Origin of the sequence: Streptomyces kanamyceticus (assembly GCF_008704495.1) — a bacterium.
Lineage (GTDB): Bacteria > Actinomycetota > Actinomycetes > Streptomycetales > Streptomycetaceae > Streptomyces > Streptomyces kanamyceticus.
In genome coordinates this window covers 4169527-4195982 of the sequence record NZ_CP023699.1, presented here as the reverse complement: position 1 = coordinate 4195982, position 26456 = coordinate 4169527, and the positions used below count along the sequence as shown (strand labels likewise).

Below are 26456 nucleotides of genomic sequence, written 5' to 3'. Positions count from 1 at the left end.
GTCCTCGTTCCCGTGAGCCTTCGCAGTAACGCCTGTCAGAGGCCTGCGCTAGCGTGCAGGTTCACCACGATTGCCAAGGGGTGGGACTAGATGAACAGCACGACCATGCGACGCGCCGGTCTCTCGATAGCGGTGGCCGCCGCACTGACCGGGCTCGCCGCCTGTGGTTCGGGCGATTCCAAGAGCTCCGACAAGGCGGACGGCGGCGCGAAGGAGGGCGGCATCAAGGTCAGCCCGATAGCCGCCCTGAAGACCATCGAGACGTCCACGGACAAGGCCGACACCGCCAAGGTCGACGGCACGACCACCATGGGCACCCAGTCGACCATGGACATGGACGGCGTCATGGGCTGGTCCGACGGCATCACGGGTGACGTCACGGTGAGCTTCACCGGCGGTACGCAGGCCCAGCAGATGGAGCAGCTCGGCCAGTCGAAGATCAACTACCGCTATCTGAAGAACGGCTTCTACGCGAACATGGGGCCCAAGTTCGCGGCCCAGGCGGGTGGCGGCAAGCACTGGGTGGAGTACGACTACGACACCCTCGCCGAGATGAGCGGCGCGGCCGGTGAGGTCTTCAAGGACCAGATGCAGAACGCGACGCCCAACCAGTCGGTGAAGATGCTGCTGGCCTCGGGCGACGTGAAGCGCGTGGGCGAGGAGAAGGTCCGCGGGGTGAAGGCGACCCACTACTCGGGGACGGTCGACGTCACGGACCTCACGAAGAAGAGCGCGAACCTCGACGACGCGAAGTCGGCGGAGCTGAAGAAGCAGTTCGAGCAGGCCGGGATGAGCACCGAGCAGATCGACATCTGGGTCAACGACGACGATCTGCTGGTCAAGAAGATCGAGAAGGCCGACACGAAGAACGGCCCCTTCCAGCAGACCGCCTACTACACCGACTACGGCACGCCGCTGTCGGTCGCGAAGCCCGCGGCCTCGGACACCGTGAGCTTCAAGGACCTGATGAAGCAGCAGCAGCCCGCGGCGTAGTACGCGCCGGCTGTCGGCCTAGGACCCCACCACCGGACAACCCGGAGGAATCACGGCTTTCCTTCGGGTAATCTCCACCGAAGCAAATTGGATCAAATGTTCCTAGGGGTGGGGTCATGAGTTTTTCTGTACGCGGGGGACGCAAGAGAACCGCTGGCGCGGCGCTGGCGGCCGTGCTGCTGGCCGGCGGCGCGGTCAGCTGCGGGTCGGAGAAGTCCGACAAGGCGGGGGCGGACATGGCGCCCGCGGCGGCCGTGAAGAAGGCCGCGGCCAAGACCGAGGACCTCACGTCGTTCACGTTCCGGATGAAGGGCAGCGTCCCGGGGGACGGGCGGGTCCAGGCCGACGCGGCGATGAGCACCAAGCCGCTCGCCATGCGGATGAAGATGTCCGCGCCCGACCAGGGCCCGGACAAGGTCGAGATGCGGTTCGTCGGTGGCGCGCTCTACCTCGGCGGTGGCGCGGCGGCCGCCAAGGAGATGGACGGCAAGAGCTGGATCAAGTTCGACGCCAAGAGCCTGGGCGAGAAGGGCGGGAAGTCCCCCGCCAGCTCGCTCTCCGGGCAGGCCGACAACAACCCGGCCGACCAGTCCACGCTCCTGACCGGCTCCAAGGACCTCAAGAAGGTCGGCAGCGAGTCCGTCGGCGGCGTCGAGACCACGCGCTACACGGGCACGGTCAGCCTCGACCAGCTGCACAAGCTCGCCAAGGACGGGGACGCGGCGACCCAGAAGCGCCGCGAGAAGAGCATCAAGCAGTACGAGGACATGGGCATCAAGAAGCTCACGATGGACCTGTGGGTCGACGGCGAGGACCACACCAAGCAGTTCCGCGCCCGCGGCAAGGCCGACAAGGGTGCGCTCGACATGACCGTCACCTTCCTCGACTACAACAAGCCGGTGCACGTCGAGGCCCCGCCGAAGAAGCTGGTCATGGACCTCGGCGAGGAGATGAAGGGCCTCCAGGGCTGACCGGATTTGCCTGTCGCGGACCCGTTCGCGTACGCTTCCACAGAAGCCAAAGACCGCTGGTCGTTGCCGTGTGCTCGCAAGAGTGTGCGGTGGCCGAAGGATCCGCTGATGACTGCGGACGACCCGCGTAGGTGACTGTGGAAGTGCTCCCGGATTCTGTTCGGTCGAGCTCATGCCCCGGCGCCCGCGCCGGGGCGTTCTGTTTTTCCCAGCCCCTTCTGAGCGGTCCTCATCACCCGGAAGGAGGCCGACGCTCTATGCCGACGCCCGACAAGGCTGCCGCGGTAGCCGAGCTCACGGACAAGTTCCGCAGCTCGAACGCCGCCGTGCTGACCGAGTACCGGGGTCTCACCGTGGCCCAGCTCAAGCAGCTGCGCCGTTCGCTCGGTGAGAACTCCGAGTACGCCGTGGTGAAGAACACGCTGACCAAGATCGCGGCCAACGAGGCCGGGATCAACACGCTGGACGACCTGTTCACGGGTCCGACGGCGGTCGCCTTCGTCACCGGTGACCCGGTGGAGTCGGCGAAGGGTCTTCGTGACTTCGCCAAGGAGAACCCCAACCTCGTCATCAAGGGCGGTGTCCTTGACGGCAAGGCGCTGTCCGCCGACGAGTTCAAGAAGCTCGCGGACCTCGAGTCCCGCGAGGTTCTGCTCAGCAAGCTGGCCGGCGCGTTCAAGGGCAAGCAGTCGCAGGCTGCTCAGCTCTTCCAGGCGCTGCCGTCGAAGTTCGTCCGCACCGCGGAGGCGCTTCGTGCCAAGCAGGCCGAGCAGGGCGGTGCCGAGTAATTCGGCTCGCACATTGACCGCCGCCTGAGGCGACGGTCACAGCGGGCCCAACGTACGCCCGCCTTCATGTACACCCGGCACCAGCCGAATTAGTGGAAGGACGCCACCATGGCGAAGCTGTCCCAGGACGACCTGCTCGCGCAGTTCGAAGAGATGACCCTCATCGAGCTCTCCGAGTTCGTGAAGGCCTTCGAGGAGAAGTTCGACGTCACCGCCGCCGCGGCCACCGTCGCCGTCGCCGCCGGTGCCCCGGGCGCCCCGGCCGAGGCTGCCGAGGAGCAGGACGAGTTCGACGTCATCCTCACCGGCGCCGGCGAGAAGAAGATCCAGGTCATCAAGGTCGTGCGCGAGCTCACCTCCCTGGGCCTCAAGGAGGCCAAGGACCTCGTCGACGGCACCCCGAAGCCGGTCCTCGAGAAGGTCACCAAGGAGGCCGCCGAGAAGGCTGCCGAGTCCCTCAAGGGCGCCGGTGCCTCCGTCGAGGTCAAGTGACTTCGAGAGTCGTCTGACTCTTCCGGGCCGTAAGGCTCTCGCGCTGTAACGCGTGCGTACCGAAGGGCGATCACCCAAGTGGGTGGTCGCCTTTCGGCGTTCTCGGGCACTCCCGCCACGGGTGCCTTGCGATGTCGGTCCCGACGAGTATGGTGATCTTCGTTGTGCCTCGGGACGCCCCGTGACGGTGACGATCCCAGAGCCAAGTCCGGGCAAGGGGGGCCTTGACGAACCGCACGCAGCGCGCAATTCTCAGGACGCGTCGTCACAACGATCCGGATCCGAGGCATGGATCGGCGGCGAAGAGGGCAGTATCGATGTGCATCGAGGGCGTGGCTTGCAGCAGGGGTTGAGAACAACGAGGGTCTTCAAAAACCCGCACTGGACATCAGTGGGCCTAGTGGCTACACTGACCCTTTGCGCTGCCTGTTAGCTGCCTCCTGCCCGTCACCAGGGGCATGCCCATGCTTGAGCACTGTGGACCGATCCTTCCCTGACCTGGGAAGTCTGTCTCTGTGTCCCGCTTGGGACCGGTACGCGCGTAGTGAGTCCGAGCCCTCGGAAGGACCCCCTCTTGGCCGCCTCGCGCACTGCCTCGACCGCGAATACGAACAACGGCGCCAGCACCGCCCCGCTGCGCATCTCCTTTGCAAAGATCAAGGAGCCCCTCGAGGTTCCGAACCTTCTTGCGCTGCAGACCGAGAGCTTTGACTGGCTGCTCGGCAATGACGCGTGGAAGGCTCGTGTCGAGGCGGCTCTGGACAGCGGACAGGACGTCCCCACCAAGTCCGGTCTGGAGGAGATCTTCGAGGAGATCTCCCCGATCGAGGACTTCTCCGGGTCGATGTCCCTGACGTTCCGCGACCACCGTTTCGAGCCCCCGAAGAACTCGATCGACGAGTGCAAGGAGCGCGACTTCACGTTCGCCGCCCCGCTCTTCGTCACCGCTGAGTTCACCAACAACGAGACCGGCGAGATCAAGTCCCAGACGGTCTTCATGGGCGATTTCCCGCTCATGACGAACAAGGGCACCTTCGTCATCAACGGCACCGAGCGTGTCGTCGTGTCGCAGCTGGTCCGTTCGCCCGGCGTCTACTTCGATTCCTCGATCGACAAGACGTCCGACAAGGACATCTTCTCCGCCAAGATCATCCCGTCCCGGGGTGCCTGGCTGGAGATGGAGATCGACAAGCGCGACATGGTCGGTGTCCGCATCGACCGCAAGCGCAAGCAGTCGGTCACCGTTCTGCTCAAGGCTCTCGGTTGGACGACCGAGCAGATCCTCGAGGAGTTCGGCGAGTACGAGTCCATGCGCGCCACCCTGGAGAAGGACCACACCCAGGGCCAGGACGACGCGCTGCTCGACATCTACCGCAAGCTCCGTCCGGGCGAGCCGCCGACCCGTGAGGCCGCTCAGACGCTGCTTGAGAACCTCTACTTCAACCCGAAGCGCTACGACCTCGCGAAGGTCGGCCGCTACAAGGTCAACAAGAAGCTGGGTGCGGACGCTCCGCTCGACGCGGGCATCCTCACGGTCGAGGACATCATCGCCTCGATCAAGTACCTGGTGAAGCTGCACGCCGGTGAGGTCGAGACCGTTGGCGACAGCGGCACGTCGATCGTCGTCGAGACCGACGACATCGACCACTTCGGCAACCGTCGTCTGCGCAACGTCGGCGAGCTCATCCAGAACCAGGTCCGTACGGGTCTGGCTCGTATGGAGCGCGTCGTGCGTGAGCGCATGACGACCCAGGACGTCGAGGCGATCACTCCGCAGACCCTGATCAACATTCGCCCGGTCGTGGCGTCGATCAAGGAATTCTTCGGCACCTCGCAGCTGTCGCAGTTCATGGACCAGAACAACCCGCTGTCGGGTCTCACCCACAAGCGCCGTCTGTCGGCGCTTGGCCCGGGTGGTCTCTCCCGTGAGCGGGCGGGCTTCGAGGTCCGTGACGTGCACCCGTCCCACTACGGCCGCATGTGCCCGATCGAGACGCCCGAAGGCCCGAACATCGGTCTGATCGGTTCGCTGGCTTCGTACGGCCGCGTCAACGCGTTCGGCTTCGTCGAGACGCCGTACCGCAAGGTCGTCGACGGCCAGGTCACCGACGACGTCGACTACCTGACGGCCGACGAGGAGGACCGCTTCGTCATCGCGCAGGCCAACGCGCCGCTGACGGACGACCTCCACTACGCCGAGCCGCGCGTCCTGATCCGCCGTCGTGGCGGAGAGATCGACTACGTGCCCGGCACGGACGTCGACTACATGGACGTCTCGCCGCGCCAGATGGTGTCGGTCGCGACCGCGATGATCCCGTTCCTCGAGCACGACGACGCCAACCGCGCGCTCATGGGCGCGAACATGATGCGTCAGGCCGTGCCGCTGATCACCGCCGAGGCCCCCCTCGTCGGCACCGGCATGGAGTACCGCTGTGCGGTCGACGCCGGTGACGTGATCAAGGCCGAGAAGGCGGGTGTGGTCCAGGAGGTCTCCGCGGACTACGTCACCGTCACGAACGACGACGGCACGTACACCACGTACCGCATCGCCAAGTTCTCCCGGTCGAACCAGGGCACCTCCGTCAACCAGAAGGTTGTCGTCGACGAGGGCGCCCGCGTGATCGAGGGCCAGGTCCTGGCCGACGGTCCCGCGACCGAAGAGGGCGAGATGGCCCTCGGCAAGAACCTGCTCGTGGCGTTCATGCCCTGGGAAGGTCACAACTACGAGGACGCGATCATCCTGTCGCAGCGCCTCGTGCAGGACGACGTCCTCTCCTCGATCCACATCGAGGAGCACGAGGTCGACGCCCGTGACACCAAGCTCGGCCCGGAGGAGATCACCCGGGACATCCCGAACGTCTCCGAAGAGGTCCTCGCCGACCTCGACGAGCGCGGCATCATCCGTATCGGTGCCGAGGTCGTCGCCGGTGACATCCTCGTCGGCAAGGTCACGCCCAAGGGTGAGACCGAGCTGACGCCGGAGGAGCGCCTGCTCCGCGCGATCTTCGGTGAGAAGGCGCGCGAGGTGCGCGACACCTCGCTGAAGGTGCCGCACGGCGAGATCGGCAAGGTCATCGGCGTCCGCGTCTTCGACCGTGAAGAGGGCGACGAGCTGCCGCCGGGCGTGAACCAGCTGGTTCGTGTCTACGTGGCGCAGAAGCGCAAGATCACGGACGGCGACAAGCTCGCCGGTCGCCACGGCAACAAGGGTGTTATCTCGAAGATCCTTCCGATCGAGGACATGCCGTTCCTCGAGGACGGAACTCCGGTCGACATCATCCTGAACCCGCTGGGTGTGCCGTCCCGAATGAACCCGGGACAGGTCCTGGAGATCCACCTCGGCTGGCTCGCCAGCCGCGGCTGGGACGTCTCCGGTCTGGCGGACGACTGGGCGCAGCGCCTGCAGGCCATCGGCGCCGACCAGGTGCCCGCGGGCACCAACGTCGCGACCCCGGTCTTCGACGGCGCCCGTGAGGACGAGATCTCCGGTCTCTTCGAGGCCACGATCCCGAACCGCGACGGTGACCGTCTGGTCCAGCCGTCCGGCAAGGCGAACCTGTTCGACGGCCGCTCCGGCGAGCCGTTCCCGGAGCCGATCTCGGTCGGCTACATGTACATCCTCAAGCTGCACCACCTGGTCGACGACAAGCTGCACGCGCGTTCGACCGGTCCGTACTCCATGATCACCCAGCAGCCGCTGGGTGGTAAGGCTCAGTTCGGTGGTCAGCGCTTCGGTGAGATGGAGGTGTGGGCGCTTGAGGCTTATGGCGCCGCGTACGCCCTCCAGGAGCTGCTGACGATCAAGTCCGACGACGTGACCGGCCGCGTGAAGGTCTACGAGGCCATCGTCAAGGGCGAGAACATCCCCGAGCCCGGCATCCCTGAGTCCTTCAAGGTGCTCATCAAGGAAATGCAGTCGCTCTGCCTCAACGTGGAGGTGCTGTCCTCGGACGGCATGTCCATCGAGATGCGTGACACCGACGAGGACGTCTTCCGCGCGGCGGAGGAGCTCGGTATCGACCTGTCCCGGCGCGAGCCGAGCAGCGTCGAAGAGGTCTGACGGGTTGGCCGGCCGGATCTCGTATCCGGCCGGCTCTCCCCGGACCCGTTCAGACCATGATTGAGACACGACCCCGAAAGAGGGATTGACGACAAGTGCTCGACGTCAACTTCTTCGACGAGCTGCGGATCGGCCTTGCCACCGCGGACGACATCCGACAGTGGTCGCACGGCGAGGTCAAGAAGCCGGAGACCATCAACTACCGCACGCTCAAGCCCGAGAAGGACGGACTCTTCTGCGAGAAGATCTTCGGTCCGACCCGGGACTGGGAGTGCTACTGCGGCAAGTACAAGCGTGTCCGCTTCAAGGGCATCATCTGTGAGCGCTGTGGCGTCGAGGTCACTCGCGCCAAGGTGCGCCGTGAGCGGATGGGCCACATTGAGCTGGCCGCGCCCGTCACGCACATCTGGTACTTCAAGGGCGTCCCGTCGCGCCTGGGCTACCTCCTCGACCTCGCCCCGAAGGACCTCGAGAAGGTCATCTACTTCGCGGCGTACATGATCACTTTCGTGGACGAGGAGCGCCGCACCCGCGACCTGCCCTCCCTGGAGGCGCACGTCTCCGTGGAGCGCCAGCAGGTCGAGAACCGTCGCGACTCCGACCTGGAGGCCCGCGCCAAGAAGCTCGAGACCGACCTGGCCGAGCTCGAGGCCGAGGGCGCCAAGGCCGACGTGCGCCGCAAGGTGCGCGAAGGTGCCGAGCGCGAGATGAAGCAGCTGCGCGACCGTGCGCAGCGCGAGATCGACCGTCTCGACGAGGTGTGGAACCGCTTCAAGAACCTCAAGGTCCAGGACCTCGAGGGCGACGAGCTGCTCTACCGCGAGCTGCGTGACCGCTTCGGCACGTACTTCGACGGCTCGATGGGTGCCGCGGCGCTGCAGAAGCGCCTGGAGTCCTTCGACCTCGACGAGGAGGCCGAGCGCCTCCGCGAGATCATCCGTACCGGCAAGGGCCAGAAGAAGACCCGTGCGCTCAAGCGCCTCAAGGTCGTCTCCGCGTTCCTGCAGACGAGCAACAGCCCCAAGGGCATGGTGCTCGACTGCGTGCCGGTCATCCCGCCGGACCTGCGTCCGATGGTGCAGCTGGACGGTGGCCGCTTCGCGACCTCCGACCTGAACGACCTGTACCGCCGCGTGATCAACCGCAACAACCGCCTGAAGCGACTCCTTGACCTCGGTGCCCCCGAGATCATCGTGAACAACGAGAAGCGCATGCTTCAGGAGGCCGTCGACGCGCTCTTCGACAACGGCCGTCGTGGTCGCCCGGTCACGGGCCCCGGCAACCGTCCGCTGAAGTCGCTGTCCGACATGCTCAAGGGCAAGCAGGGCCGCTTCCGTCAGAACCTTCTCGGTAAGCGTGTGGACTACTCCGCGCGTTCCGTGATCGTCGTCGGCCCGCAGCTGAAGCTGCACCAGTGTGGTCTGCCGAAGGCCATGGCGCTGGAGCTCTTCAAGCCGTTCGTGATGAAGCGCCTGGTCGACCTGAACCACGCGCAGAACATCAAGTCGGCGAAGCGCATGGTCGAGCGCGGCCGCACGGTCGTGTACGACGTGCTGGAAGAGGTCATCGCCGAGCACCCGGTTCTCCTGAACCGTGCGCCGACGCTGCACCGCCTCGGCATCCAGGCCTTCGAGCCGCAGCTGGTCGAGGGCAAGGCCATCCAGATCCACCCGCTCGTCTGCACCGCGTTCAACGCGGACTTCGACGGTGACCAGATGGCCGTGCACCTGCCGCTCTCCGCGGAGGCGCAGGCCGAGGCCCGCATCCTGATGCTGTCCTCGAACAACATCCTCAAGCCCGCCGACGGCCGTCCGGTCACGATGCCGACCCAGGACATGGTCCTCGGTCTGTTCTTCCTGACCACCGACGGTGAGCTCCGTGACACCAAGGGCGAGGGCCGTGCGTTCGGCTCCGTCGCCGAGGCGATCATGGCGTTCGACGCCGGCGAGCTGGCGCTCCAGTCGACGGTCGACATCCGCTTCCCGGTGGGCACCATCCCGCCGCGTGGCTGGGTGCCGCCGGTCGCCGAGGAGGGCGAGCAGGAGTACCAGCAGGGCGACAGCTTCCGGCTGCGTACGTCCCTGGGCCGCGCGCTCTTCAACGAGCTGCTGCCCGAGGACTACCCGTTCGTCGACTACTCGGTCGGCAAGAAGCAGCTCTCCGAGATCGTCAACGACCTCGCCGAGCGCTACCCCAAGGTCATCGTGGCGGCGACGCTCGACAACCTGAAGGCGGCGGGCTTCTTCTGGGCGACCCGCTCCGGTGTCACCGTGGCCATCTCCGACGTCGTGGTCCCCGAGGCCAAGAAGGCGATCGTCAAGGGCTACGAGGCGCAGGACGAGAAGGTCCAGAAGCAGTACGAGCGCGGTCTGATCACCAAGGACGAGCGCACACAGGAGCTCATCGCGATCTGGACCAAGGCGACCAACGAGGTTGCCGAGGCGATGAACGCGAACTTCCCCAAGACGAACCCCATCTTCATGATGGTTGACTCGGGTGCCCGAGGAAACATGATGCAGATGCGTCAGATCGCCGGTATGCGTGGTCTGGTGTCGAACGCGAAGAACGAGACGATCCCGCGTCCGATCAAGGCCTCGTTCCGCGAGGGCCTCTCGGTCCTTGAGTACTTCATCTCCACGCACGGTGCCCGTAAGGGTCTGGCGGACACGGCTCTCCGTACCGCCGACTCCGGTTACCTCACCCGTCGTCTGGTCGACGTCTCTCAGGACGTCATCATTCGCGAGGAGGACTGTGGCACCGAGCGCGGTCTGAAGCTCAAGATCGCGGTCAAGGGCGAGGACGGTGTGCTCCGCAAGACGGAGAACGTCGAGACCTCGGTGTACGCCCGCATGCTGGCCGAGGACGTCGTCATCGACGGCAAGGTCATCGCGCCGGCCAACGTCGACCTCGGTGACGTCCTCATCGACGCCCTGGTCGCCAACGGCGTCGAGGAGGTCAAGACCCGCTCGGTCCTGACCTGTGAGTCCGCGGTCGGCACCTGTGCCTTCTGCTACGGCCGTTCGCTCGCCACCGGCAAGCTGGTCGACATCGGTGAGGCGGTCGGCATCATCGCCGCCCAGTCCATCGGTGAGCCCGGCACGCAGCTGACGATGCGTACCTTCCACACCGGTGGTGTGGCCGGTGACGACATCACCCAGGGTCTGCCCCGTGTCGTCGAGCTCTTCGAGGCTCGTACGCCCAAGGGTGTCGCCCCGATCTCGGAGGCGGCTGGCCGCATCCGTATCGAGGAGACCGAGAAGACCAAGAAGATCGTCGTCACGCCGGACGACGGCAGCGACGAGACTCCCTTCCCGATCTCGAAGCGCGCCAAGGTCCTCGTGCGTGAGGGTGACCACGTCGAGGTGGGCCAGAAGCTCACCTTCGGTGCCACCAACCCGCACGACGTGCTGCGGATCCTCGGTCAGCGCGCGGTCCAGGTCCACCTGGTCGGCGAAGTCCAGAAGGTCTACAACAGCCAGGGCGTGTCGATCCACGACAAGCACATCGAGATCATCATCCGGCAGATGCTGCGCCGCGTGACGATCATCGAGTCCGGCGACGCGGAGCTGCTGCCGGGCGAGCTCGTCGAGCGCTCGAAGTTCGAGACCGAGAACCGTCGTGTGGTGACGGAAGGCGGCCACCCGGCCTCCGGCCGTCCGCAGCTGATGGGTATCACCAAGGCCTCGCTGGCGACGGAGTCGTGGCTGTCCGCGGCTTCCTTCCAGGAGACGACCAGGGTCCTGACGGACGCGGCGATCAACGCCAAGTCCGACTCCCTGATCGGCCTCAAGGAGAACGTCATCATCGGTAAGCTCATCCCGGCCGGTACGGGTCTTTCCCGCTACCGCAACATCCGGGTCGAGCCGACCGAAGAGGCCAAGGCCGCGATGTACTCGGCCGTCGGCTACGACGACATCGACTACTCGCCGTTCGGCACGGGCTCCGGCCAGGCCGTTCCGCTGGAGGACTACGACTACGGTCCGTACAACCAGTAAGCGGAGTAAGCGAGTCGCTTGAGTTGAAGGGCGGTCACCCCGTTGTGGACGGGGTGACCGCCCTTCGGCGTTGTCAGGCCCGCGGCCGCAGGTAGGGCTGCAGGTGGTGCAGGCGGGTGTGGTGGTCGGGGTGCGAGGCGAGGAGCCGGGCCCGCGAATCCTGCTGGTGTCCCGCGTGGGTGCCGAGGGGGAGTGCCGAGTGCTCGGCGCGTTCCATCTGGTCGAGGACCTCGACGAGCATCGGCGCGAAGCCGAGTGCCGCCGCCTGCTGGTCGGCGCGGAGCTCCGCGCGGCGGCCCGTCGCGGCGATGGCGTACGGCATGACGAGGAGCAGCAACGGAAGGCCGTAGAGCGTCTGGACGGTGGCGGCGACCAGGCCGCCGAACACCATGATGATGAGCCCCGCCCCGAAGCAGGACAGGCAGCCGGAGAAGCGGCGGACCCCGGCGGCGGCGCCGCGCACCACGCGCCAGGCGAGGCGTCCCGGCAGCGCGTACCAGTAGCCGAGCAGGGTCGACCAGGAGTGGCCGCCGATGTGATGGCCGAGCTCGTGCGCGAGGACGGCGGCGAGCTGGCCCGAGGGCAGCCGGTCCACGGCGAAGCGGGTGACGCCGACGATGTGGCCCGCGGCGGCCACCGCGTTCAGGTCGTCGCTGTCCTCGATCCACAGCTGGTACGTACGTCCTTCGACGCCCGCGCGTGCGGTGACCTCGTGCCAGACCGGCTGGAGGCGGGCGAGCTCCTGCTGGGTCGGGTAGCGCAGCCGCAGCAGGTGGCGGGCGATGACGCCCTCGGCGGCGCGATTGAAGATCAGCAGTCCGCTCAGCAGCCACAGCAGGACGAGGATCAGGCCGATCCCGCCCAGGAACAGCGCGACCATGCCGACGATCACCAGGCTGCAGAGGAAGTTCGGCACGTGGAGGAACAGCCCGCCGATGGCGGCGGCGTCGGCGCCGCGCTGGCGCTCGGCGAGGTGGACTCGGCGCTGGTCGAGGGTGAGTTCGTGGGGGTGGGGCTGGGGCGGCTGGGGTGGGGAGTAGGGCTCCTGGGGGTACTGAGGCTCCTGCGGATACGAGGGAGCGGCTGGGGCTGCCGGGGTGCCCGGGTACTGCGGCTCCTGGGGATAGGCCGGTGGCGGCGTCGGGTCGGCGGGGCCCTGTGGGTCCGGCTGGGGCGTCGGCGGTGGTGTCATGGGGATCCTCGGTCGGGTGGTGAGAGGTCAGCCGATGAGCAGAGAGGCGGGGATCAGGGCCGTGCCCGTGCAGTAGGCGATCAGGCCGGTGCGGATCCACTGGTGCTTGCGGGCGGCGATCCCGCTGGTCTCGTCGAGCGCGGTGAGCAGCGCGGCGGCCGGGTCGCGCGCGGTCTCGGTCAGCGCGTCCGCCAGCGTGCCGGTGCGGGCGGCGAGCCGGATGTCGCCGAAGTACGTGAGGGGCCTGCCCGGTGTCCACGGTGAGTCCCGGTAGCGCGGCAGCACGGTCATCAGCAGGGAGAACAGCGAGAGGACCAGGCTGAGGACGCCGCACCACCACACGAACTGGCCCGGCAGGCCGAGCCGGCCCGGTGTCCACTCGCTGCCCGCGAGCCGCCCGCTGAAGATGCCGCCGGTCAGGCCGAGCGCGGCCACCAGGACGGCGGCCTTGGCGTCGGCCCTGGCGATCTCGGTGCGGAGCTCGGCGAGCAGCCGCTCGCCGACCTCTGTGCGGGTGTACGTGGGTGACGGGTCGGTGGAGGACGTCACCGGGGCCGGTCCCCGGGGTCCGGCGGCTGCTCCAGGTATCCGCCCTCGGGCGCGGGAGAGACCGGGGGAGAAGTCGGGGGAGCGGCCGGTGCCGGTGGCTCCTTGCCCGCTCCGGGAAGCCGCTGGTTGAGGATGTCGTTGGCCACCTGCATGGCGAGGCGGCGTGGCTGCTCCTTCTGGTAGTCCTCCAGTTCGTCGCCGTTGAGCAGCTGACCGGCAAGGTCGGACTGGACCTGGATCAGCTGGCGCTGGTCGCTGAGCACGTGTTCGGCGACGAGCTGGGTGTCCTCGGGGTGCTGGGACAGATGCAGCGCGAGGGCCGCGGTGCCGCCCCGCTGCAGGTGGTACTGGTAGAAGTCGATCTTCTGGGTCTGGATCTCCCGGAGCTGCTGGTCCCGCAGCAGCTCCAGCTCGTGGTCCTGGTGCTGCGCCCGCATCCGCAGGGCGTGCTGCGGGTCCAGGAGCTCACCGGCGTACCGGATGTCCCGCAGCTGCCTGCGGTGCGTGATCGCCGCCTCGTCGAGCCGCAGCCGCACCGCGCAGCCGACGCGCAGCCCGATGGCGGAGGCGAAGCCGCCGGGCACGGAGTCGACGGCCCGCCGCACCGCGGACTCGGCCGCCGGGCTCTCCTCGATGGAGTGGCCCCGGGTGATCGGCCGCGCCAGCTGTTCCAGCTCGCCGCGGAGCCTGCTGGGGACGTTGCGCTCGCCGCTGGTCACGTACCGCGTGGGATCGCCGACCTGCCAGCTCATGTCGATGCTCGCGGCGAAGGTGAAGGCGTCGTCGTCGCTGGGCAGTTCCAGGTCGAGATGGACGGTGTGCAGTCCCATGTCGACCTCGTACACCGCCGTGTAGCGCTGGGACGCGGCGTCCCCGCGCGTGGGTCGGTGCGGCGGGACGAACGCGGCGTACGTCCCGCCCGCCGTGGCGAAGACCAGGGCGTGGTCGATCCCGGTGGCGGGGCGCCGGGCGAACTCGAAGCGGGAGATCGGCCGCACGGTGAGGACCGGGTCCACCAACTGCGTGTGGCGGTCGGCGTGTTGCTGCCACTCGGGCGGGCGGCGGAAGTCCGCCATGTGCTCAACTCCTCGATGGGTGGGCGGTCAGTACGGTCGTCAGGCGTCCGGCGACTTCGGGCGGCGGCCCGCCGCGGCTGCCCGGCACGGTGCGCAGCAGATGGCTGAGCCGGGCCAGGTCCTCGCCGCTGACGACGAGCCGGGGCAGCAGCGCGGCGAGCGCGTGCTCGGTACCGGGGCGCCGTTCGGCCTCGTACACCCAGGAGCGCAGCGCGGCGAGGGCGGCCCGGGTGTGCGTGCGGTCGTTCAGGGCGAGGCGCCAGAGCGTGGCCAGGTCGCGGATGCCGTCCGGGTCGTCGACGCCCTCCTCCGTGAACCAGGCGAGCACCCCGTCCTCGTCGGTGTGCGCGCAGGCCGTGACGAACGCGGCGAGCACGAAGGAGCGGACGGCGGGTGACTCCTGGTGGCCGAGGGCGGCCAGCGAGCCGAGCATCTCGGTGCGGTCACCCGCGGCGAGGAGCAGTGCGGCGGACTGGGCGAGCTGGACCTGTTCGTAGTCGCTGCTGGCGTCGGTGCGGGCGCGGCCCGCGAGCGCGTCGAGGGCGGCGGGCGCCTGGTCGGGGCTGAGCGGCGCGAGCAGGGCGTGGCCGCGGATCGCGGTCCAGCGGCGGGCGTAGTGCCGGTCGGTGCACCACTGGGTGAGGATCCGGGGGACCGCGGGGACACCGATGAGGTGCGCCAGGGTCAGCGCGTTGGCGGCGATGAGGCGGGGCGCGAAGGCGCGGGCGGTGGCCCAGCCGTCGATGAGCTGCGCCATGGCGGACGGCAGGTCGGCGGCGGCGAGCATCGCGGTGCAGGCGGCGGCCCGGGTGCGGACGACGGGACGGCCGTCGGCGGCGAGCTGCTTGATCCAGCGGATCAGTGCGGGGCGCGCGGACGGGTGCCCGGTCCACACCTCGTCGAGCAGGACGCGGGCGGTGCGCGGGTCCTCGTACTCGGCCATCAGCTGGGGGACCGGGCCCCACTCGGTGGACTCGTTCTCCTCGTAGCCCCGGGCGCGGGCCAGGCGCAGGCGCTCGGCGGGGGACGAGCCGAAGACGGGGATCCGCGCGGGCTCCTCGGGGGTCTCGGTCAGCTGGAGCTCCGCGTAGAGCCGGTCGCCGAGTTCGGCGGCGAGCGCGTACGGCGCCTGGTCGAAGACCGCGAGGGCGATCAGGAACGCCTTGTCCCGCAGGTCGGTCGCGGAGTCGTCGAACCACTGCCGCACCCGCTGCTCGACGGTGGCCTTGCTGAACCCCGCGAGATCGTCCAGGGACGCGGTGCCACGGTGGACGTCGGCGAGCCTGGCGGCGAAGGCGGCCAGTTCCCGCGGACGGTGGTCGTGGGCGAGGAAGTCGCGCGCCACGTCGAGACCGGCGGCTTCGTCGGCGCCGCTGTCGCCGAGCAGGTGGCCGAGGTGGTTGTGGAGGATGTCGGCGGCCCGCGGTGGCTCCCACCGCTCGGTTCCGACACCGTGCAGGGCGGCGGACCGCTCGGCGGTCACGACCAGGTAGCCGTCGTGTTCGCGCAGGCGTTCCCGTACGGCGAGTACGTGGTGCTCGCGCAGCGGACGCCCCCGGCTGAGGGCGAGCTCGCACAGCACGTGCCCCTGCGCCCCGGTGAGCTGGTCAGGGAGCGCGGCGGGGGACACCTCGGGGTCCAGGGCCCGCACGGCTCGCACGCCGACCCGGTGCAGCAGCATCAGGGCGGCGGCCCTGCGGCCGGTGGAGTGTGCCCCGGTGAGGATCACCACCCGCTCACTGGACAGCCGTTCGAGGGCGGGGCCGAAGGAGTCGCTCTCCGCGAAGACCGCGGCAAGCCCGTCGAGTTCGGCGCGCGGTATCTCACCGGAGGCGTGCCGCGGCCCGGCGGGACCGTGGTGGTGGTGCTCGGTCTTGCCGCCCATGAAGACGTCGCCCGTGACCTGGCCGCCGGACACCCCGTGCTGGTCGGCGCCGACCAGGGAGCCGCCGAACACGGTCGAGGCGCCGAGGATGAACTCCGGTGCGTGCTCGATGAGTTCACGCCGCGCGGCATGGGCCTCCTGCGGCTCGTCGGGCTGCTCCTGCGCCCCGTTCGCGGTGTCCTGCGGCACTTGTGTCGGTGCCTGCGCCGGTGTCTCGCCGCCGTCGGCGGCCGGGGCGGCGGGGCTCTCGCGGTCCGCCCGCTCATCGGCGTACGCGGTCATGAGTCCGTACCGCTCGGTGCGGGTGCGGGTGCGCCGCTGCCGCCGAGGTGGACGTCGCCGTGCACCGTCCCGCCGGACACCCCGTGCTGGTCGCCGCCGACCAGGGAGCCGCCGAAGGCGGGCGCGCCGCCGTTGAAGGTGAAGGTGGCACCGCCTGCTGGAGCACCGCTCGCCGGAGCGCCGCCTGCCGGAGCGGCTGCTTCCCGCCCCGGCGCCGGACGCTCCCCCGAGCTGACATCCGGCGCCGGGGCTCCCCCCTCCCCCCTCTCGCAGTGGTCATCCGCCCCGGCGGGCACAGGCCCGTGCAGCCACGCGCGCAGCGGCCCGTTCTTGCTGGCCACGGTCACGGCGTGGAACTCGTCGGCAGGAACGCCAGGGCTGTCGTGCCGCACGATCCCCGCGTGCACGCTCTCCGAGACGACGAGTGCGAAATCGTTCGTACGTTCCCGCAGCGCTCTGCGCAGTACGTCGCCGTCGAGCAGTCGGCAGGCGTGGTTGAGGTCGGACCCCACCCAGCCGTCGAGCTCGTCGACCGCGACGTACCCGGTGGCGAGCACGGCGCGCAGCCGGATCTGCGCGGAGCTCGACGCCATCCGGTTCACCGCCCGCAGCTGGGCGGGCACCTCGTCGAGCAGGGCGCGCAGCAGGGCGCGCACCGAGGCGTTGGCGTCGATCAGTTCCATCACGGAGTCGCCGCGGTCGGCGCGGAGCCGCAGGGTCTCGTCGACGTCGGCGCTTTCGAGGGCGCGGTCGGTGATGTCGTACAACATGCGCCGCAGATACGCCTGTTCGACGTCGTCGCGGTCGCTGTACTTCTCGATGTCGAGCAGCAGGATCGTGCGGCTCACGGGGTCGGTCATGGTCGCCCTTCGCTCGGGGAGCGGCATGACCTGAAGCGTGCCGAGGACCGGCTCCCCGTGGTGAGGGCGGATGACGCACTCGAAGTGTGACCGTGTGCACAGAGTCGCTCTCGGGGGAGAAGGGGTCGCTCTCGGTCACCAGGGTCCCGGCCGCTCGGCGCGTGCGATGCGCCGCAGCACGTCCGGCCGCATGATCACCAGGGCGCGCCGCCCGGTGGTCACCACGCCGCGGTCCCGCAACTCCTTGAGCAGCCGCTGCACCATCTCCCGGGACGCCCCGACGGACCCGGCGAGCTCCTGTTTGCTCAGCGGTACGGCGAGCTCGACGCCCTCGTCCGTACGGCGCCCGTGCGTACGGGCGAGGTCGAGGAGCAGCGCGGCGAACCGCTCCCGCACGCTCATGGACGCGAATTCCAGGCGGCGCCTGTCGGCCGCCCTGGTGCGGTCGGACGTCAGCCCGAGCAGGGCGAACGAGGCGGCGGGGGAGCGGCCGAGGAACACCGTGAACCGCTCGTGCTCGACGGCGATCGCGCGTACGGCCTCCAGCGAGGTCACCGTCGCCGAGCGCGGCCGCCCGGTCAGCGCGGCGGATTCACCGATGATGTCGCCGGGGCCGCGCAGGGCGAGCAGCGCCTCGTAGCCGTTGGCGGCCGCCGCGGTGACCTTGGTCCAGCCGTGCAGGATGAGCAGGACGTGCGAGGACGGTTCGTTCTGGTGCAGGAGCTGGGTGCGCGGTCCGAAGTTCAGCTCGTGACCGAGCGTGAGGAGAGCGGACCGTTCGTCGCTCTCCAGGCGGGCGAGGAAGGGGACGCGGTCGTCCAGACCGTCGTCCCCGGGTAAGTGGGCCGCCGTCATGGGTCCCCCGATCGTCCAGCGGACCGATCAAGCTACTGACCCCGGGTCCACCATGAATATGGAACGCGCAGAATCGAGCGGATCGGGGCCTGGGAGGGGTACGCGGCGATGGGCGAGAAGTCCGGCGTGTCGCGGTGGCCTGCATTTGTTTTGACCAACCCCGATGAGGTAGGTACGCTCAGACCTTGTGCCTGGGGTGTGCCTGGGCTCGCGCGCGTGTCCTCAACCGCATCGTGAGTCCGAGAACGGCCACCGTAATCTGCGCCTCTTTCCGCCTTGCGGCGGGAGTCTGCAGCATTCGACACACCCGACCGCGTGGGTCGGCAACGTTCCAGGTTAGCTTTACTATTCGGCACACAGAAACCGGAGAAGTAGTGCCTACGATCCAGCAGCTGGTCCGGAAGGGCCGGCAGGACAAGGTCGAGAAGAACAAGACGCCCGCACTCGAGGGTTCGCCCCAGCGCCGCGGCGTCTGCACGCGTGTGTTCACGACCACCCCGAAGAAGCCGAACTCGGCCCTCCGTAAGGTCGCGCGTGTGCGTCTGACCTCCGGGATCGAGGTCACGGCCTACATTCCGGGTGAGGGACACAACCTGCAGGAGCACTCCATCGTGCTCGTGCGTGGTGGCCGTGTGAAGGACCTGCCGGGTGTTCGTTACAAGATCATCCGCGGCTCCCTTGACACCCAGGGTGTCAAGAACCGCAAGCAGGCCCGCAGCCGCTACGGCGCCAAGAAGGAGAAGTAAGAATGCCTCGTAAGGGCCCCGCCCCGAAGCGCCCGGTCATCATCGACCCGGTCTACGGTTCTCCTCTGGTGACCTCCCTCATCAACAAGGTGCTGCTGAACGGCAAGCGCTCCACCGCCGAGCGCATCGTGTACGGCGCCATGGAGGGCCTGAAGGAGAAGACCGGCAACGACCCGGTCATCACCCTCAAGCGCGCGCTCGAGAACATCAAGCCGACCCTCGAGGTCAAGTCCCGCCGTGTCGGTGGCGCGACCTACCAGGTCCCGATCGAGGTCAAGCCGGGCCGTGCGAACACGCTCGCCCTGCGCTGGCTCGTCGGTTACTCCCGCGCCCGTCGCGAGAAGACCATGACCGAGCGTCTGCTCAACGAGCTCCTCGACGCCTCCAACGGCCTCGGTGCCGCTGTGAAGAAGCGCGAGGACACCCACAAGATGGCCGAGTCCAACAAGGCCTTCGCGCACTACCGCTGGTAGTCGCTACCCACATCGAGACCGAGAGAAGACTGAGCCGATATGGCTACCACTTCACTTGACCTGGCCAAGGTGCGCAACATCGGCATCATGGCTCACATCGACGCGGGCAAGACGACGACCACCGAGCGGATCCTGTTCTACACCGGTGTCTCGTACAAGATCGGTGAGGTTCACGACGGCGCCGCCACCATGGACTGGATGGAGCAGGAGCAGGAGCGTGGCATCACGATCACCTCTGCTGCCACCACCTGTCACTGGCCGCTGAACGACGTCGACCACACCATCAACATCATCGACACCCCGGGCCACGTCGACTTCACCGTCGAGGTGGAGCGTTCGCTCCGCGTGCTCGACGGTGCCGTGACGGTGTTCGACGGCGTCGCCGGTGTTGAGCCGCAGTCCGAGACCGTGTGGCGTCAGGCGGACCGCTACGGCGTCCCGCGCATTTGCTTCGTCAACAAGCTCGACCGCACCGGTGCCGAGTTCCACCGTTGCGTCGACATGATCGTCGACCGCCTCGGCGCGACCCCGATCGTCATGCAGCTGCCCATCGGCGCGGAGGCTGACTTCAAGGGCGTCGTCGACCTCGTCACGATGAAGGCCTTCGTCTGGTCCGCAGAGACCAAGATGGGCGAGGCCTACGACATCGTCGACATCCCGGACACGCACACCGAGGCTGCCGACGAGTACCGCGGCAAGCTCCTCGAGGCCGTGGCCGAGAACGACGAGCAGATGATGGAGCTGTACCTCGAGGGCCAGGAGCCCACCGAGGAGCAGCTGTACGCGGCGATCCGTCGCATCACCATCGCCTCGGGCAAGGGCGGCGACACCACCGTCACCCCCGTGTTCTGCGGCACCGCGTTCAAGAACAAGGGCGTCCAGCCCCTGCTCGACGCGGTCGTGCGCTACCTGCCGTCCCCCCTGGACGTCGAGGCCATCGAAGGCCACGACGTGAAGGACCCGGAGACGGTCGTCAAGCGTCGGCCGTCCGACGACGAGCCGCTGTCGGCCCTCGCGTTCAAGATCGCGAGCGACCCGCACCTCGGCAAGCTCACCTTCGTCCGGATCTACTCCGGTCGCCTCGAGGCCGGCACCGCGGTGCTGAACTCGGTCAAGGGCAAGAAGGAGCGCATCGGCAAGATCTACCGCATGCACGCGAACAAGCGTGAGGAGATCGCGTCGGTGGGCGCCGGTGACATCGTCGCCGTCATGGGTCTCAAGCAGACCACCACGGGCGAGACGCTCTGTGACGACAAGCAGCCGGTGATCCTGGAGTCCATGGACTTCCCGGCGCCGGTCATCCAGGTCGCCATCGAGCCGAAGTCCAAGGGCGACCAGGAGAAGCTGGGTGTCGCCATCCAGCGCCTCTCGGAGGAGGACCCCTCCTTCCAGGTCCACTCGGACGAGGAGACCGGCCAGACCATCATCGGTGGTATGGGCGAGCTTCACCTCGAGGTGCTCGTCGACCGCATGAAGCGCGAATTCCGCGTCGAGGCGAACGTCGGCAAGCCGCAGGTCGCGTACCGCGAGACGATCCGCAAGACCGTCGAGCGCGTGGACTACACCCACAAGAAGCAGACCGGTGGTACCGGTCAGTTCGCCAAGGTGCAGATCGCGATCGAGCCGATCACGGACGGCGACGCGTCGTACGAGTTCGTGAACAAGGTCACCGGTGGCCGCATCCCGCGGGAGTACATCCCGTCGGTGGACGCCGGTGCGCAGGAGGCCATGCAGTTCGGCATCCTGGCGGGCTACGAGATGACTGGTGTGCGCATCACGCTTCTCGACGGCGCCTACCACGAGGTCGACTCCTCCGAGCTCGCCTTCAAGATCGCCGGTTCGCAGGCCTTCAAGGAGGCCGCGCGCAAGGCCAGCCCCGTGCTGCTCGAGCCGATGATGGCCGTCGAGGTCACCACGCCCGAGGACTACATGGGCGACGTCATCGGCGACATCAACTCCCGCCGTGGCCAGATCCAGGCCATGGAGGAGCGCAGTGGCGCTCGCGTCGTGAAGGGCCTCGTGCCCCTCTCGGAGATGTTCGGCTACGTCGGAGACCTCCGCAGCAAGACGTCGGGTCGCGCAAGCTACTCAATGCAGTTCGACTCCTACGCCGAGGTTCCGCGGAACGTCGCCGAGGAGATCATCGCGAAGGCCAAGGGCGAGTAACTCACCCGAGTTCACGCTTTAGGCTTGACACCATCCGCCGGGGTCCGACCCCACGAGGCAAGAACCCCGGCGGCTGGCTTCCCAGCAAAGATCACCTGGCGCCGATGAAGCAAGGCGTACAGAACCACTCCACAGGAGGACCCAGTGGCGAAGGCGAAGTTCGAGCGGACTAAGCCGCACGTCAACATCGGCACCATCGGTCACATTGACCACGGTAAGACGACCCTCACGGCCGCCATTACCAAGGTGCTGCACGACGCGTACCCCGACCTGAACGAGGCCTCGGCCTTCGACCAGATCGACAAGGCTCCCGAGGAGCGCCAGCGCGGTATCACGATCTCGATCGCGCACGTCGAGTACCAGACCGAGGACCGTCACTACGCGCACGTCGACTGCCCCGGTCACGCGGACTACATCAAGAACATGATCACGGGTGCCGCGCAGATGGACGGCGCCATCCTCGTGGTCGCCGCCACCGACGGCCCGATGCCGCAGACCAAGGAGCACGTGCTCCTGGCCCGCCAGGTCGGCGTTCCGTACATCGTCGTCGCCCTGAACAAGGCCGACATGGTGGACGACGAGGAGATCCTGGAGCTCGTCGAGCTCGAGGTCCGTGAGCTCCTCTCCGAGTACGAGTTCCCGGGCGACGACCTGCCGGTCGTCAAGGTCTCGGCGCTCAAGGCGCTCGAGGGCGACAAGGAGTGGGGTGAGTCCGTCCTCAACCTGATGAAGGCCGTCGACGAGTCCATCCCGCAGCCCGAGCGTGACGTCGACAAGCCGTTCCTGATGCCGATCGAGGACGTCTTCACGATCACCGGTCGTGGCACCGTCGTCACCGGTCGTATCGAGCGAGGCATCCTCAAGGTCAACGAGACCGTTGACATCGTGGGCATCAAGCAGGAGAAGACCACCACCACGGTCACCGGCATCGAGATGTTCCGCAAGCTGCTCGACGAGGGCCAGGCCGGTGAGAACGTCGGTCTGCTCCTCCGTGGCATCAAGCGCGAGGACGTCGAGCGCGGCCAGGTCATCATCAAGCCCGGTTCGGTCACGCCGCACACCGAGTTCGAGGCCCAGGCCTACATCCTGTCGAAGGACGAGGGTGGCCGTCACACCCCCTTCTTCAACAACTACCGCCCGCAGTTCTACTTCCGCACCACGGACGTGACCGGCGTCGTGACCCTCCCCGAGGGCACCGAGATGGTCATGCCGGGCGACAACACTGAGATGACCGTTGAGCTCATCCAGCCCGTCGCGATGGAAGAGGGCCTGAAGTTCGCCATCCGTGAGGGTGGCCGGACCGTCGGCGCCGGCCAGGTCATCAAGATCAACAAGTAAGCTTCCCGCTTGCTTGAAGATCGGGGAGACCCGGTCGCTCTGAACTGAGCGCAGCGAAGAGCCCCGTTCACCTCTGGGTGAGCGGGGCTCCTTGTGTACGCGATGTGCACGCGATCTTGGCCGTGGCAGCTTGACAGTTCGCCCCGATTGGCCTTCGGCATCCCACGTATGGCACACTGTTCAGGTTGCTCGGTTGAGTGCCGATGCTGTGCGCCTCCCGCCGGGAGGACTGAAAGCGAGTCCCACAGTACTCGTCGCCCCATCTGCCGTAAGGCAGCGCTGTGGCGGACGTACGGGAATCTTTCGGGAAGTGCGGTGCGGTGGCTCTGCCAGGCACCCGGTGGGTTTCTTCCCCCGGACCCGCGGTCATCAAGGGCCGCAGCCCCTAGCAGGGAAATCCTTCGGGAGATCTGTGTGAGCGGGACTGCGACACGCCCGACCGCGTGGGTCGGAGGAAGTAGAAAAAAGGGCCTCCCGGGAGCCAGAGCTTTCGAGACGAAGGACTACTAAGTAGCCATGGCGGGACAGAAGATCCGCATCCGGCTCAAGGCCTACGACCACGAGGTCATCGACTCTTCGGCGAAGAAGATCGTCGAGACGGTGACTCGCACTGGTGCGTCGGTCGCGGGCCCGGTGCCGCTGCCCACTGAGAAGAACGTGTACTGCGTCATCAAGTCGCCGCACAAGTACAAGGACTCGCGCGAGCACTTCGAGATGCGCACGCACAAGCGCCTGATCGACATCCTCGACCCGACGCCCAAGACCGTTGACTCGCTGATGCGCCTGGACCTTCCGGCCGGCGTTGACATCGAGATCAAGCTCTGAAGGGCGCGGAGAAGATGACCAAGCAGATCAAGGGCATCCTGGGCGAGAAGCTCGGCATGACCCAGGTCTGGGACGAGAACAACCGAATCGTCCCGGTGACCGTGGTCAAGGCCGGACCCTGCGTCGTTACCCAGGTCCGCACGAATGACAGCGACGGCTACGAGTCGGTCCAGATCGCCTTCGGCGAGATCGACCCGCGCAAGGTGAACAAGCCCCTCAAGGGCCACTTCGCCAAGGCCGACGTGACCCCCCGTCGCCACCTCGTCGAGATCCGTACCGCTGGTGCCAGCGAGTACACCCTCGGCCAGGAGCTGACTGCCGAGACGTTCGAGGCCGGTATCAAGGTCGACGTCACCGGTAAGAGCAAGGGCAAGGGCTTCGCCGGTGTGATGAAGCGTCACAACTTCGCCGGTGGCAAGGCCTCCCACGGTGCCCACCGCGTGCACCGCAAGCCCGGTTCCATCGGTGGCTGCGCCACGCCCGGCCGTGTCTTCAAGGGCCAGCGCATGGCTGGTCGCATGGGCAACGAGCGGGTCACCACCCAGAACCTGACCGTCCACGCCGTTGACGCGGAGAAGGGCCTGCTGCTCATCAAGGGCGCGGTTCCTGGTCCGAACGGCGGCCTCGTCCTGGTCCGTACTGCGGCCAAGGGGGCCTGAGGTAACCCATGAGCACCATTGACATCCTTTCGCCGGCAGGCGACAAGACCGGGACGGTCGAGCTCCCCGCGGAGATCTTCGACGTCGAGAAGATCAGCATCCCGCTGCTTCACCAGGTCGTCGTCGCACAGCTGGCCGCGGCCCGTCAGGGCACGCACAAGACCAAGCGTCGCGGCGAAGTCCGTGGTGGCGGTAGGAAGCCCTACCGTCAGAAGGGCACCGGCCGCGCGCGCCAGGGTTCGACCCGTGCGCCGCAGTTCGCCGGCGGTGGCGTCGTCCACGGCCCGCAGCCGCGTGACTACTCGCAGCGGACCCCGAAGAAGATGAAGGCCGCGGCCCTGCGCCACGCCCTCACCGACCGGGCCCGCAACGCTCGTATCCACGTTGTCACCAACGTGGTCGAGGGCGACATCTCCACGAAGGCCGCGAAGACGCTGCTCGGCAAGGTCAGTGAGCGCAAGAACGTGCTCCTGGTCATCGACCGCGCGGACGAGACTTCGCTGCTCTCCGCCCGCAACCTGCCCCAGGTGCACATCCTGGAGCCGGGCCAGCTGAACACGTACGACGTGCTCGTCTCGGACGACGTGGTCTTCACCAAGGCCGCCTTCGAGTCCTTCGTGTCTGGCCCCAAGGCCAATGAGACCGAAGGGAGCGAAGCCTGATGGCTATTCGTCACCAGAGCATCGCGTCCAAGGCTGCGAAGGCCGCCAAGGCCGCGCGTGTCGCCAAGGCGAAGCGCATCGCGACCGAGGGCAAGATCGCTGTTGAGCCCACCCCGCTGAGCAAGTCCTTCTCGGACCCGCGCGACGTCCTCGTCAAGCCGGTCGTCTCCGAGAAGTCGTACGCGCTGCTCGACGAGGGCAAGTACACGTTCATCGTGGCCCCCGGCTCCAACAAGACCCAGATCAAGCAGGCCGTCGAGGCGGTCTTCTCGGTCAAGGTCACCGGGGTCAACACGATCAACCGTCAGGGCAAGCGGAAGCGCACGCGCACCGGGTTCGGCAAGCGTGCCGACACCAAGCGCGCCATCGTGACCCTTGCTGAGGGCGACCGTATCGACATCTTCGGCCAGGCCTCCTAACGGAGCGCCCTGGTCCGAATATCGGACGAGGACTGAGAAATGGGAATCCGCAAGTACAAGCCGACTACGCCGGGCCGTCGTGGCTCCAGCGTCGCCGACTTCGTCGAGGTAACGCGGTCCACGCCGGAGAAGTCGCTGGTTCGCCCGCTGCACAGCAAGGGCGGCCGTAACAACGCCGGTCGGATCACCGTTCGTCACCAGGGTGGCGGACACAAGCGCGCTTTCCGCGTGATCGACTTCCGTCGTCACGACAAGGACGGCGTGCCGGCGAAGGTCGCGCACATCGAGTACGACCCCAACCGCACCGCGCGCATCGCGCTGCTGCACTACGCGGACGGCGAGAAGCGCTACATCCTCGCCCCGCGCGGCACGCAGCAGGGTGACCGGATTGAGAGCGGCCCTGGCGCCGACATCAAGCCCGGCAACAACATGGCGCTGCGCAACATCCCGGTGGGTACGACGCTCCACGCCATCGAGCTGCGGCCCGGCGGCGGCGCGAAGTTCGCCCGTTCCGCGGGTGCCTCCGTGCAGCTGCTCGCGAAGGAAGGCGCCATGGCGCACCTTCGCATGCCGTCCGGCGAGATCCGTCTTGTCGACGTGCGCTGCCGCGCCACCATCGGCGAGGTCGGCAATGCCGAGCAGTCGAACATCAACTGGGGCAAGGCCGGCCGCATGCGCTGGAAGGGCGTCCGCCCGACCGTGCGTGGTGTCGTGATGAACCCGGTCGACCACCCGCACGGTGGTGGTGAAGGCAAGACCTCCGGTGGTCGCCACCCGGTCTCGCCGTGGGGCAAGAAGGAGGGTCGTACTCGTGATCGCAACAAGGCGAGTAACAAGTACATCGTCCGCCGCCGCAAGTCGAACAAGAAGCGCTAGGAGCGGGTTTAGATGCCGCGCAGTCTCAAGAAGGGACCCTTCGTTGACGGCCACCTCGTAAAGAAGGTGGACGCTCAGAACGAAGCCGGTTCCAAGAACGTCATCAAGACCTGGTCCCGTCGCTCGATGATCATCCCCAGCATGCTGGGTCACACCATCGCGGTGCACAACGGCAAGACCCACATCCCGGTGTTCGTCACCGAGTCGATGGTCGGCCACAAGCTCGGCGAGTTCTCGCCGACGCGCACCTTCCGGGGTCACGTCAAGGACGACCGGAAGTCGAAGCGCCGCTAA

22 protein-coding genes are annotated in these 26456 nt (G+C 67.5%); 16 read left to right on the top strand and 6 right to left on the bottom strand.

The features are described 5' to 3' along the window. Nucleotides 1-90: 90 nt before the first annotated feature. The 6 genes from CP970_RS17335 (at nucleotide 91) to CP970_RS17305 (ending at nucleotide 11299) form a co-directional block, all read left to right on the top strand. Complete coding sequence (locus tag CP970_RS17335) at nucleotides 91-993, top strand: hypothetical protein (RefSeq protein ID WP_055547821.1); 903 nt, start codon at nucleotides 91-93, stop codon at nucleotides 991-993. 116 nt (nucleotides 994-1109) lie between these two features. After that, nucleotides 1110-1964: an LppX_LprAFG lipoprotein gene (locus CP970_RS17330; protein WP_055547819.1), complete on the top strand. Its 855-nt coding sequence runs from the start codon at nucleotides 1110-1112 to the stop codon at nucleotides 1962-1964. Nucleotides 1965-2221: 257 nt separating this feature from the next. Next, nucleotides 2222-2752, top strand: coding sequence for a 50S ribosomal protein L10 (rplJ, locus tag CP970_RS17325; RefSeq protein WP_055547817.1), 531 nt, complete (start codon nucleotides 2222-2224; stop codon nucleotides 2750-2752). 108 nt (nucleotides 2753-2860) lie between these two features. Continuing rightward, entirely contained in the window at nucleotides 2861-3244 is a 384-nt protein-coding gene (gene rplL, locus CP970_RS17320; protein ID WP_055547815.1) for a 50S ribosomal protein L7/L12, read from the top strand. 574 nt (nucleotides 3245-3818) lie between these two features. Then, complete coding sequence (gene rpoB / locus CP970_RS17310; protein ID WP_055547813.1) at nucleotides 3819-7304, top strand: DNA-directed RNA polymerase subunit beta; 3486 nt, start codon at nucleotides 3819-3821, stop codon at nucleotides 7302-7304. 95 nt (nucleotides 7305-7399) lie between these two features. Continuing rightward, nucleotides 7400-11299 carry a DNA-directed RNA polymerase subunit beta' gene (locus CP970_RS17305; RefSeq protein ID WP_055547811.1) on the top strand — a complete coding sequence of 1300 codons (3900 nt, stop codon included), beginning with the start codon at nucleotides 7400-7402 and terminating at the stop codon, nucleotides 11297-11299. 73 nt (nucleotides 11300-11372) lie between these two features. Here the strand turns inward: CP970_RS17305 and CP970_RS17300 are convergent, their stop codons facing one another. The 6 genes from CP970_RS17300 to CP970_RS17275 form a co-directional block, all read right to left on the bottom strand. After that, on the bottom strand, nucleotides 11373-12491 hold the full coding sequence (locus CP970_RS17300) for a M48 family metalloprotease (protein ID WP_150493521.1): 1119 nt from the start codon (nucleotides 12489-12491) through the stop codon (nucleotides 11373-11375). A 27-nt stretch (nucleotides 12492-12518) separates the two neighbouring features. Next, nucleotides 12519-13040 carry a Pycsar system effector family protein gene (locus CP970_RS17295; protein WP_150493519.1) on the bottom strand — a complete coding sequence of 174 codons (522 nt, stop codon included), beginning with the start codon at nucleotides 13038-13040 and terminating at the stop codon, nucleotides 12519-12521. Next, nucleotides 13037-14116: a hypothetical protein gene (locus tag CP970_RS17290; protein ID WP_055552783.1), complete on the bottom strand. Its 1080-nt coding sequence runs from the start codon at nucleotides 14114-14116 to the stop codon at nucleotides 13037-13039. The genes CP970_RS17295 and CP970_RS17290 overlap by 4 nt, the downstream gene beginning before the upstream one ends. 4 nt (nucleotides 14117-14120) lie before the next feature. Beyond that, the gene (locus CP970_RS17285; protein ID WP_055552785.1) at nucleotides 14121-16283 is read right to left on the bottom strand and encodes a hypothetical protein; all 2163 of its coding nucleotides are present in this window, start codon (nucleotides 16281-16283) and stop codon (nucleotides 14121-14123) included. After that, nucleotides 16280-17143 carry a hypothetical protein gene (locus tag CP970_RS17280; RefSeq protein ID WP_150493517.1) on the bottom strand — a complete coding sequence of 288 codons (864 nt, stop codon included), beginning with the start codon at nucleotides 17141-17143 and terminating at the stop codon, nucleotides 16280-16282. The genes CP970_RS17285 and CP970_RS17280 overlap by 4 nt, the downstream gene beginning before the upstream one ends. A 135-nt stretch (nucleotides 17144-17278) precedes the next feature. Beyond that, a complete protein-coding gene (locus CP970_RS17275; protein WP_055553481.1) occupies nucleotides 17279-17998 on the bottom strand; it encodes a Crp/Fnr family transcriptional regulator in 720 nt (239 codons plus the stop codon). Nucleotides 17999-18372: 374 nt separating this feature from the next. Between CP970_RS17275 and rpsL the strand changes: the two genes are divergently transcribed. From rpsL to rpsS, 10 genes are all read left to right on the top strand, one after another. Next, the gene (gene rpsL / locus CP970_RS17270; RefSeq protein ID WP_003948652.1) at nucleotides 18373-18744 is read left to right on the top strand and encodes a 30S ribosomal protein S12; all 372 of its coding nucleotides are present in this window, start codon (nucleotides 18373-18375) and stop codon (nucleotides 18742-18744) included. A gap of 2 nt (nucleotides 18745-18746) precedes the next feature. After that, nucleotides 18747-19217, top strand: coding sequence for a 30S ribosomal protein S7 (rpsG, locus tag CP970_RS17265; RefSeq protein ID WP_055553483.1), 471 nt, complete (start codon nucleotides 18747-18749; stop codon nucleotides 19215-19217). Between the two features lie 39 nt (nucleotides 19218-19256). Continuing rightward, on the top strand, nucleotides 19257-21383 hold the full coding sequence (gene fusA, locus CP970_RS17260) for an elongation factor G (RefSeq protein ID WP_055553485.1): 2127 nt from the start codon (nucleotides 19257-19259) through the stop codon (nucleotides 21381-21383). A 144-nt stretch (nucleotides 21384-21527) separates the two neighbouring features. Then, entirely contained in the window at nucleotides 21528-22721 is a 1194-nt protein-coding gene (gene tuf / locus CP970_RS17255; RefSeq protein ID WP_055553487.1) for an elongation factor Tu, read from the top strand. 516 nt (nucleotides 22722-23237) lie between these two features. After that, nucleotides 23238-23546 (top strand): 30S ribosomal protein S10, encoded by a 309-nt coding sequence (rpsJ, locus tag CP970_RS17250; protein WP_003948644.1) that lies wholly within the window; start codon nucleotides 23238-23240, stop codon nucleotides 23544-23546. Nucleotides 23547-23560: 14 nt separating this feature from the next. Then, on the top strand, nucleotides 23561-24205 hold the full coding sequence (gene rplC / locus CP970_RS17245) for a 50S ribosomal protein L3 (protein WP_055553489.1): 645 nt from the start codon (nucleotides 23561-23563) through the stop codon (nucleotides 24203-24205). Nucleotides 24206-24213: 8 nt separating this feature from the next. Further along, on the top strand, nucleotides 24214-24867 hold the full coding sequence (gene rplD / locus CP970_RS17240; protein ID WP_055553491.1) for a 50S ribosomal protein L4: 654 nt from the start codon (nucleotides 24214-24216) through the stop codon (nucleotides 24865-24867). Next, on the top strand, nucleotides 24867-25286 hold the full coding sequence (gene rplW, locus CP970_RS17235; RefSeq protein WP_055553493.1) for a 50S ribosomal protein L23: 420 nt from the start codon (nucleotides 24867-24869) through the stop codon (nucleotides 25284-25286). Before rplD ends, rplW begins: the two co-directional genes overlap by 1 nt. Before the next feature lie 39 nt (nucleotides 25287-25325). Beyond that, nucleotides 25326-26162 (top strand): 50S ribosomal protein L2, encoded by an 837-nt coding sequence (rplB, locus tag CP970_RS17230; protein ID WP_055553495.1) that lies wholly within the window; start codon nucleotides 25326-25328, stop codon nucleotides 26160-26162. A gap of 12 nt (nucleotides 26163-26174) precedes the next feature. Next, on the top strand, nucleotides 26175-26456 hold the full coding sequence (rpsS, locus tag CP970_RS17225) for a 30S ribosomal protein S19 (RefSeq protein WP_018528354.1): 282 nt from the start codon (nucleotides 26175-26177) through the stop codon (nucleotides 26454-26456).

Coding starts and splice junctions, on each gene's coding strand:
- CP970_RS17335 (WP_055547821.1), top strand. CDS start 91: ATGAACAGCACGACCATGCGACGCGCCGGTCTCTCGATAGCGGTGGCC.
- CP970_RS17330 (WP_055547819.1), top strand. CDS start 1,110: ATGAGTTTTTCTGTACGCGGGGGACGCAAGAGAACCGCTGGCGCGGCG.
- rplJ (WP_055547817.1), top strand. CDS start 2,222: ATGCCGACGCCCGACAAGGCTGCCGCGGTAGCCGAGCTCACGGACAAG.
- rplL (WP_055547815.1), top strand. CDS start 2,861: ATGGCGAAGCTGTCCCAGGACGACCTGCTCGCGCAGTTCGAAGAGATG.
- CP970_RS17300 (WP_150493521.1), bottom strand. CDS start 12,491: ATGACACCACCGCCGACGCCCCAGCCGGACCCACAGGGCCCCGCCGAC.
- CP970_RS17290 (WP_055552783.1), bottom strand. CDS start 14,116: ATGGCGGACTTCCGCCGCCCGCCCGAGTGGCAGCAACACGCCGACCGC.
- CP970_RS17285 (WP_055552785.1), bottom strand. CDS start 16,283: ATGACCGCGTACGCCGATGAGCGGGCGGACCGCGAGAGCCCCGCCGCC.
- CP970_RS17280 (WP_150493517.1), bottom strand. CDS start 17,143: ATGACCGACCCCGTGAGCCGCACGATCCTGCTGCTCGACATCGAGAAG.
- CP970_RS17275 (WP_055553481.1), bottom strand. CDS start 17,998: ATGACGGCGGCCCACTTACCCGGGGACGACGGTCTGGACGACCGCGTC.
- rpsG (WP_055553483.1), top strand. CDS start 18,747: ATGCCTCGTAAGGGCCCCGCCCCGAAGCGCCCGGTCATCATCGACCCG.
- fusA (WP_055553485.1), top strand. CDS start 19,257: ATGGCTACCACTTCACTTGACCTGGCCAAGGTGCGCAACATCGGCATC.
- rpsJ (WP_003948644.1), top strand. CDS start 23,238: ATGGCGGGACAGAAGATCCGCATCCGGCTCAAGGCCTACGACCACGAG.
- rplC (WP_055553489.1), top strand. CDS start 23,561: ATGACCAAGCAGATCAAGGGCATCCTGGGCGAGAAGCTCGGCATGACC.
- rplD (WP_055553491.1), top strand. CDS start 24,214: ATGAGCACCATTGACATCCTTTCGCCGGCAGGCGACAAGACCGGGACG.
- rplW (WP_055553493.1), top strand. CDS start 24,867: ATGGCTATTCGTCACCAGAGCATCGCGTCCAAGGCTGCGAAGGCCGCC.
- rplB (WP_055553495.1), top strand. CDS start 25,326: ATGGGAATCCGCAAGTACAAGCCGACTACGCCGGGCCGTCGTGGCTCC.
- rpsS (WP_018528354.1), top strand. CDS start 26,175: ATGCCGCGCAGTCTCAAGAAGGGACCCTTCGTTGACGGCCACCTCGTA.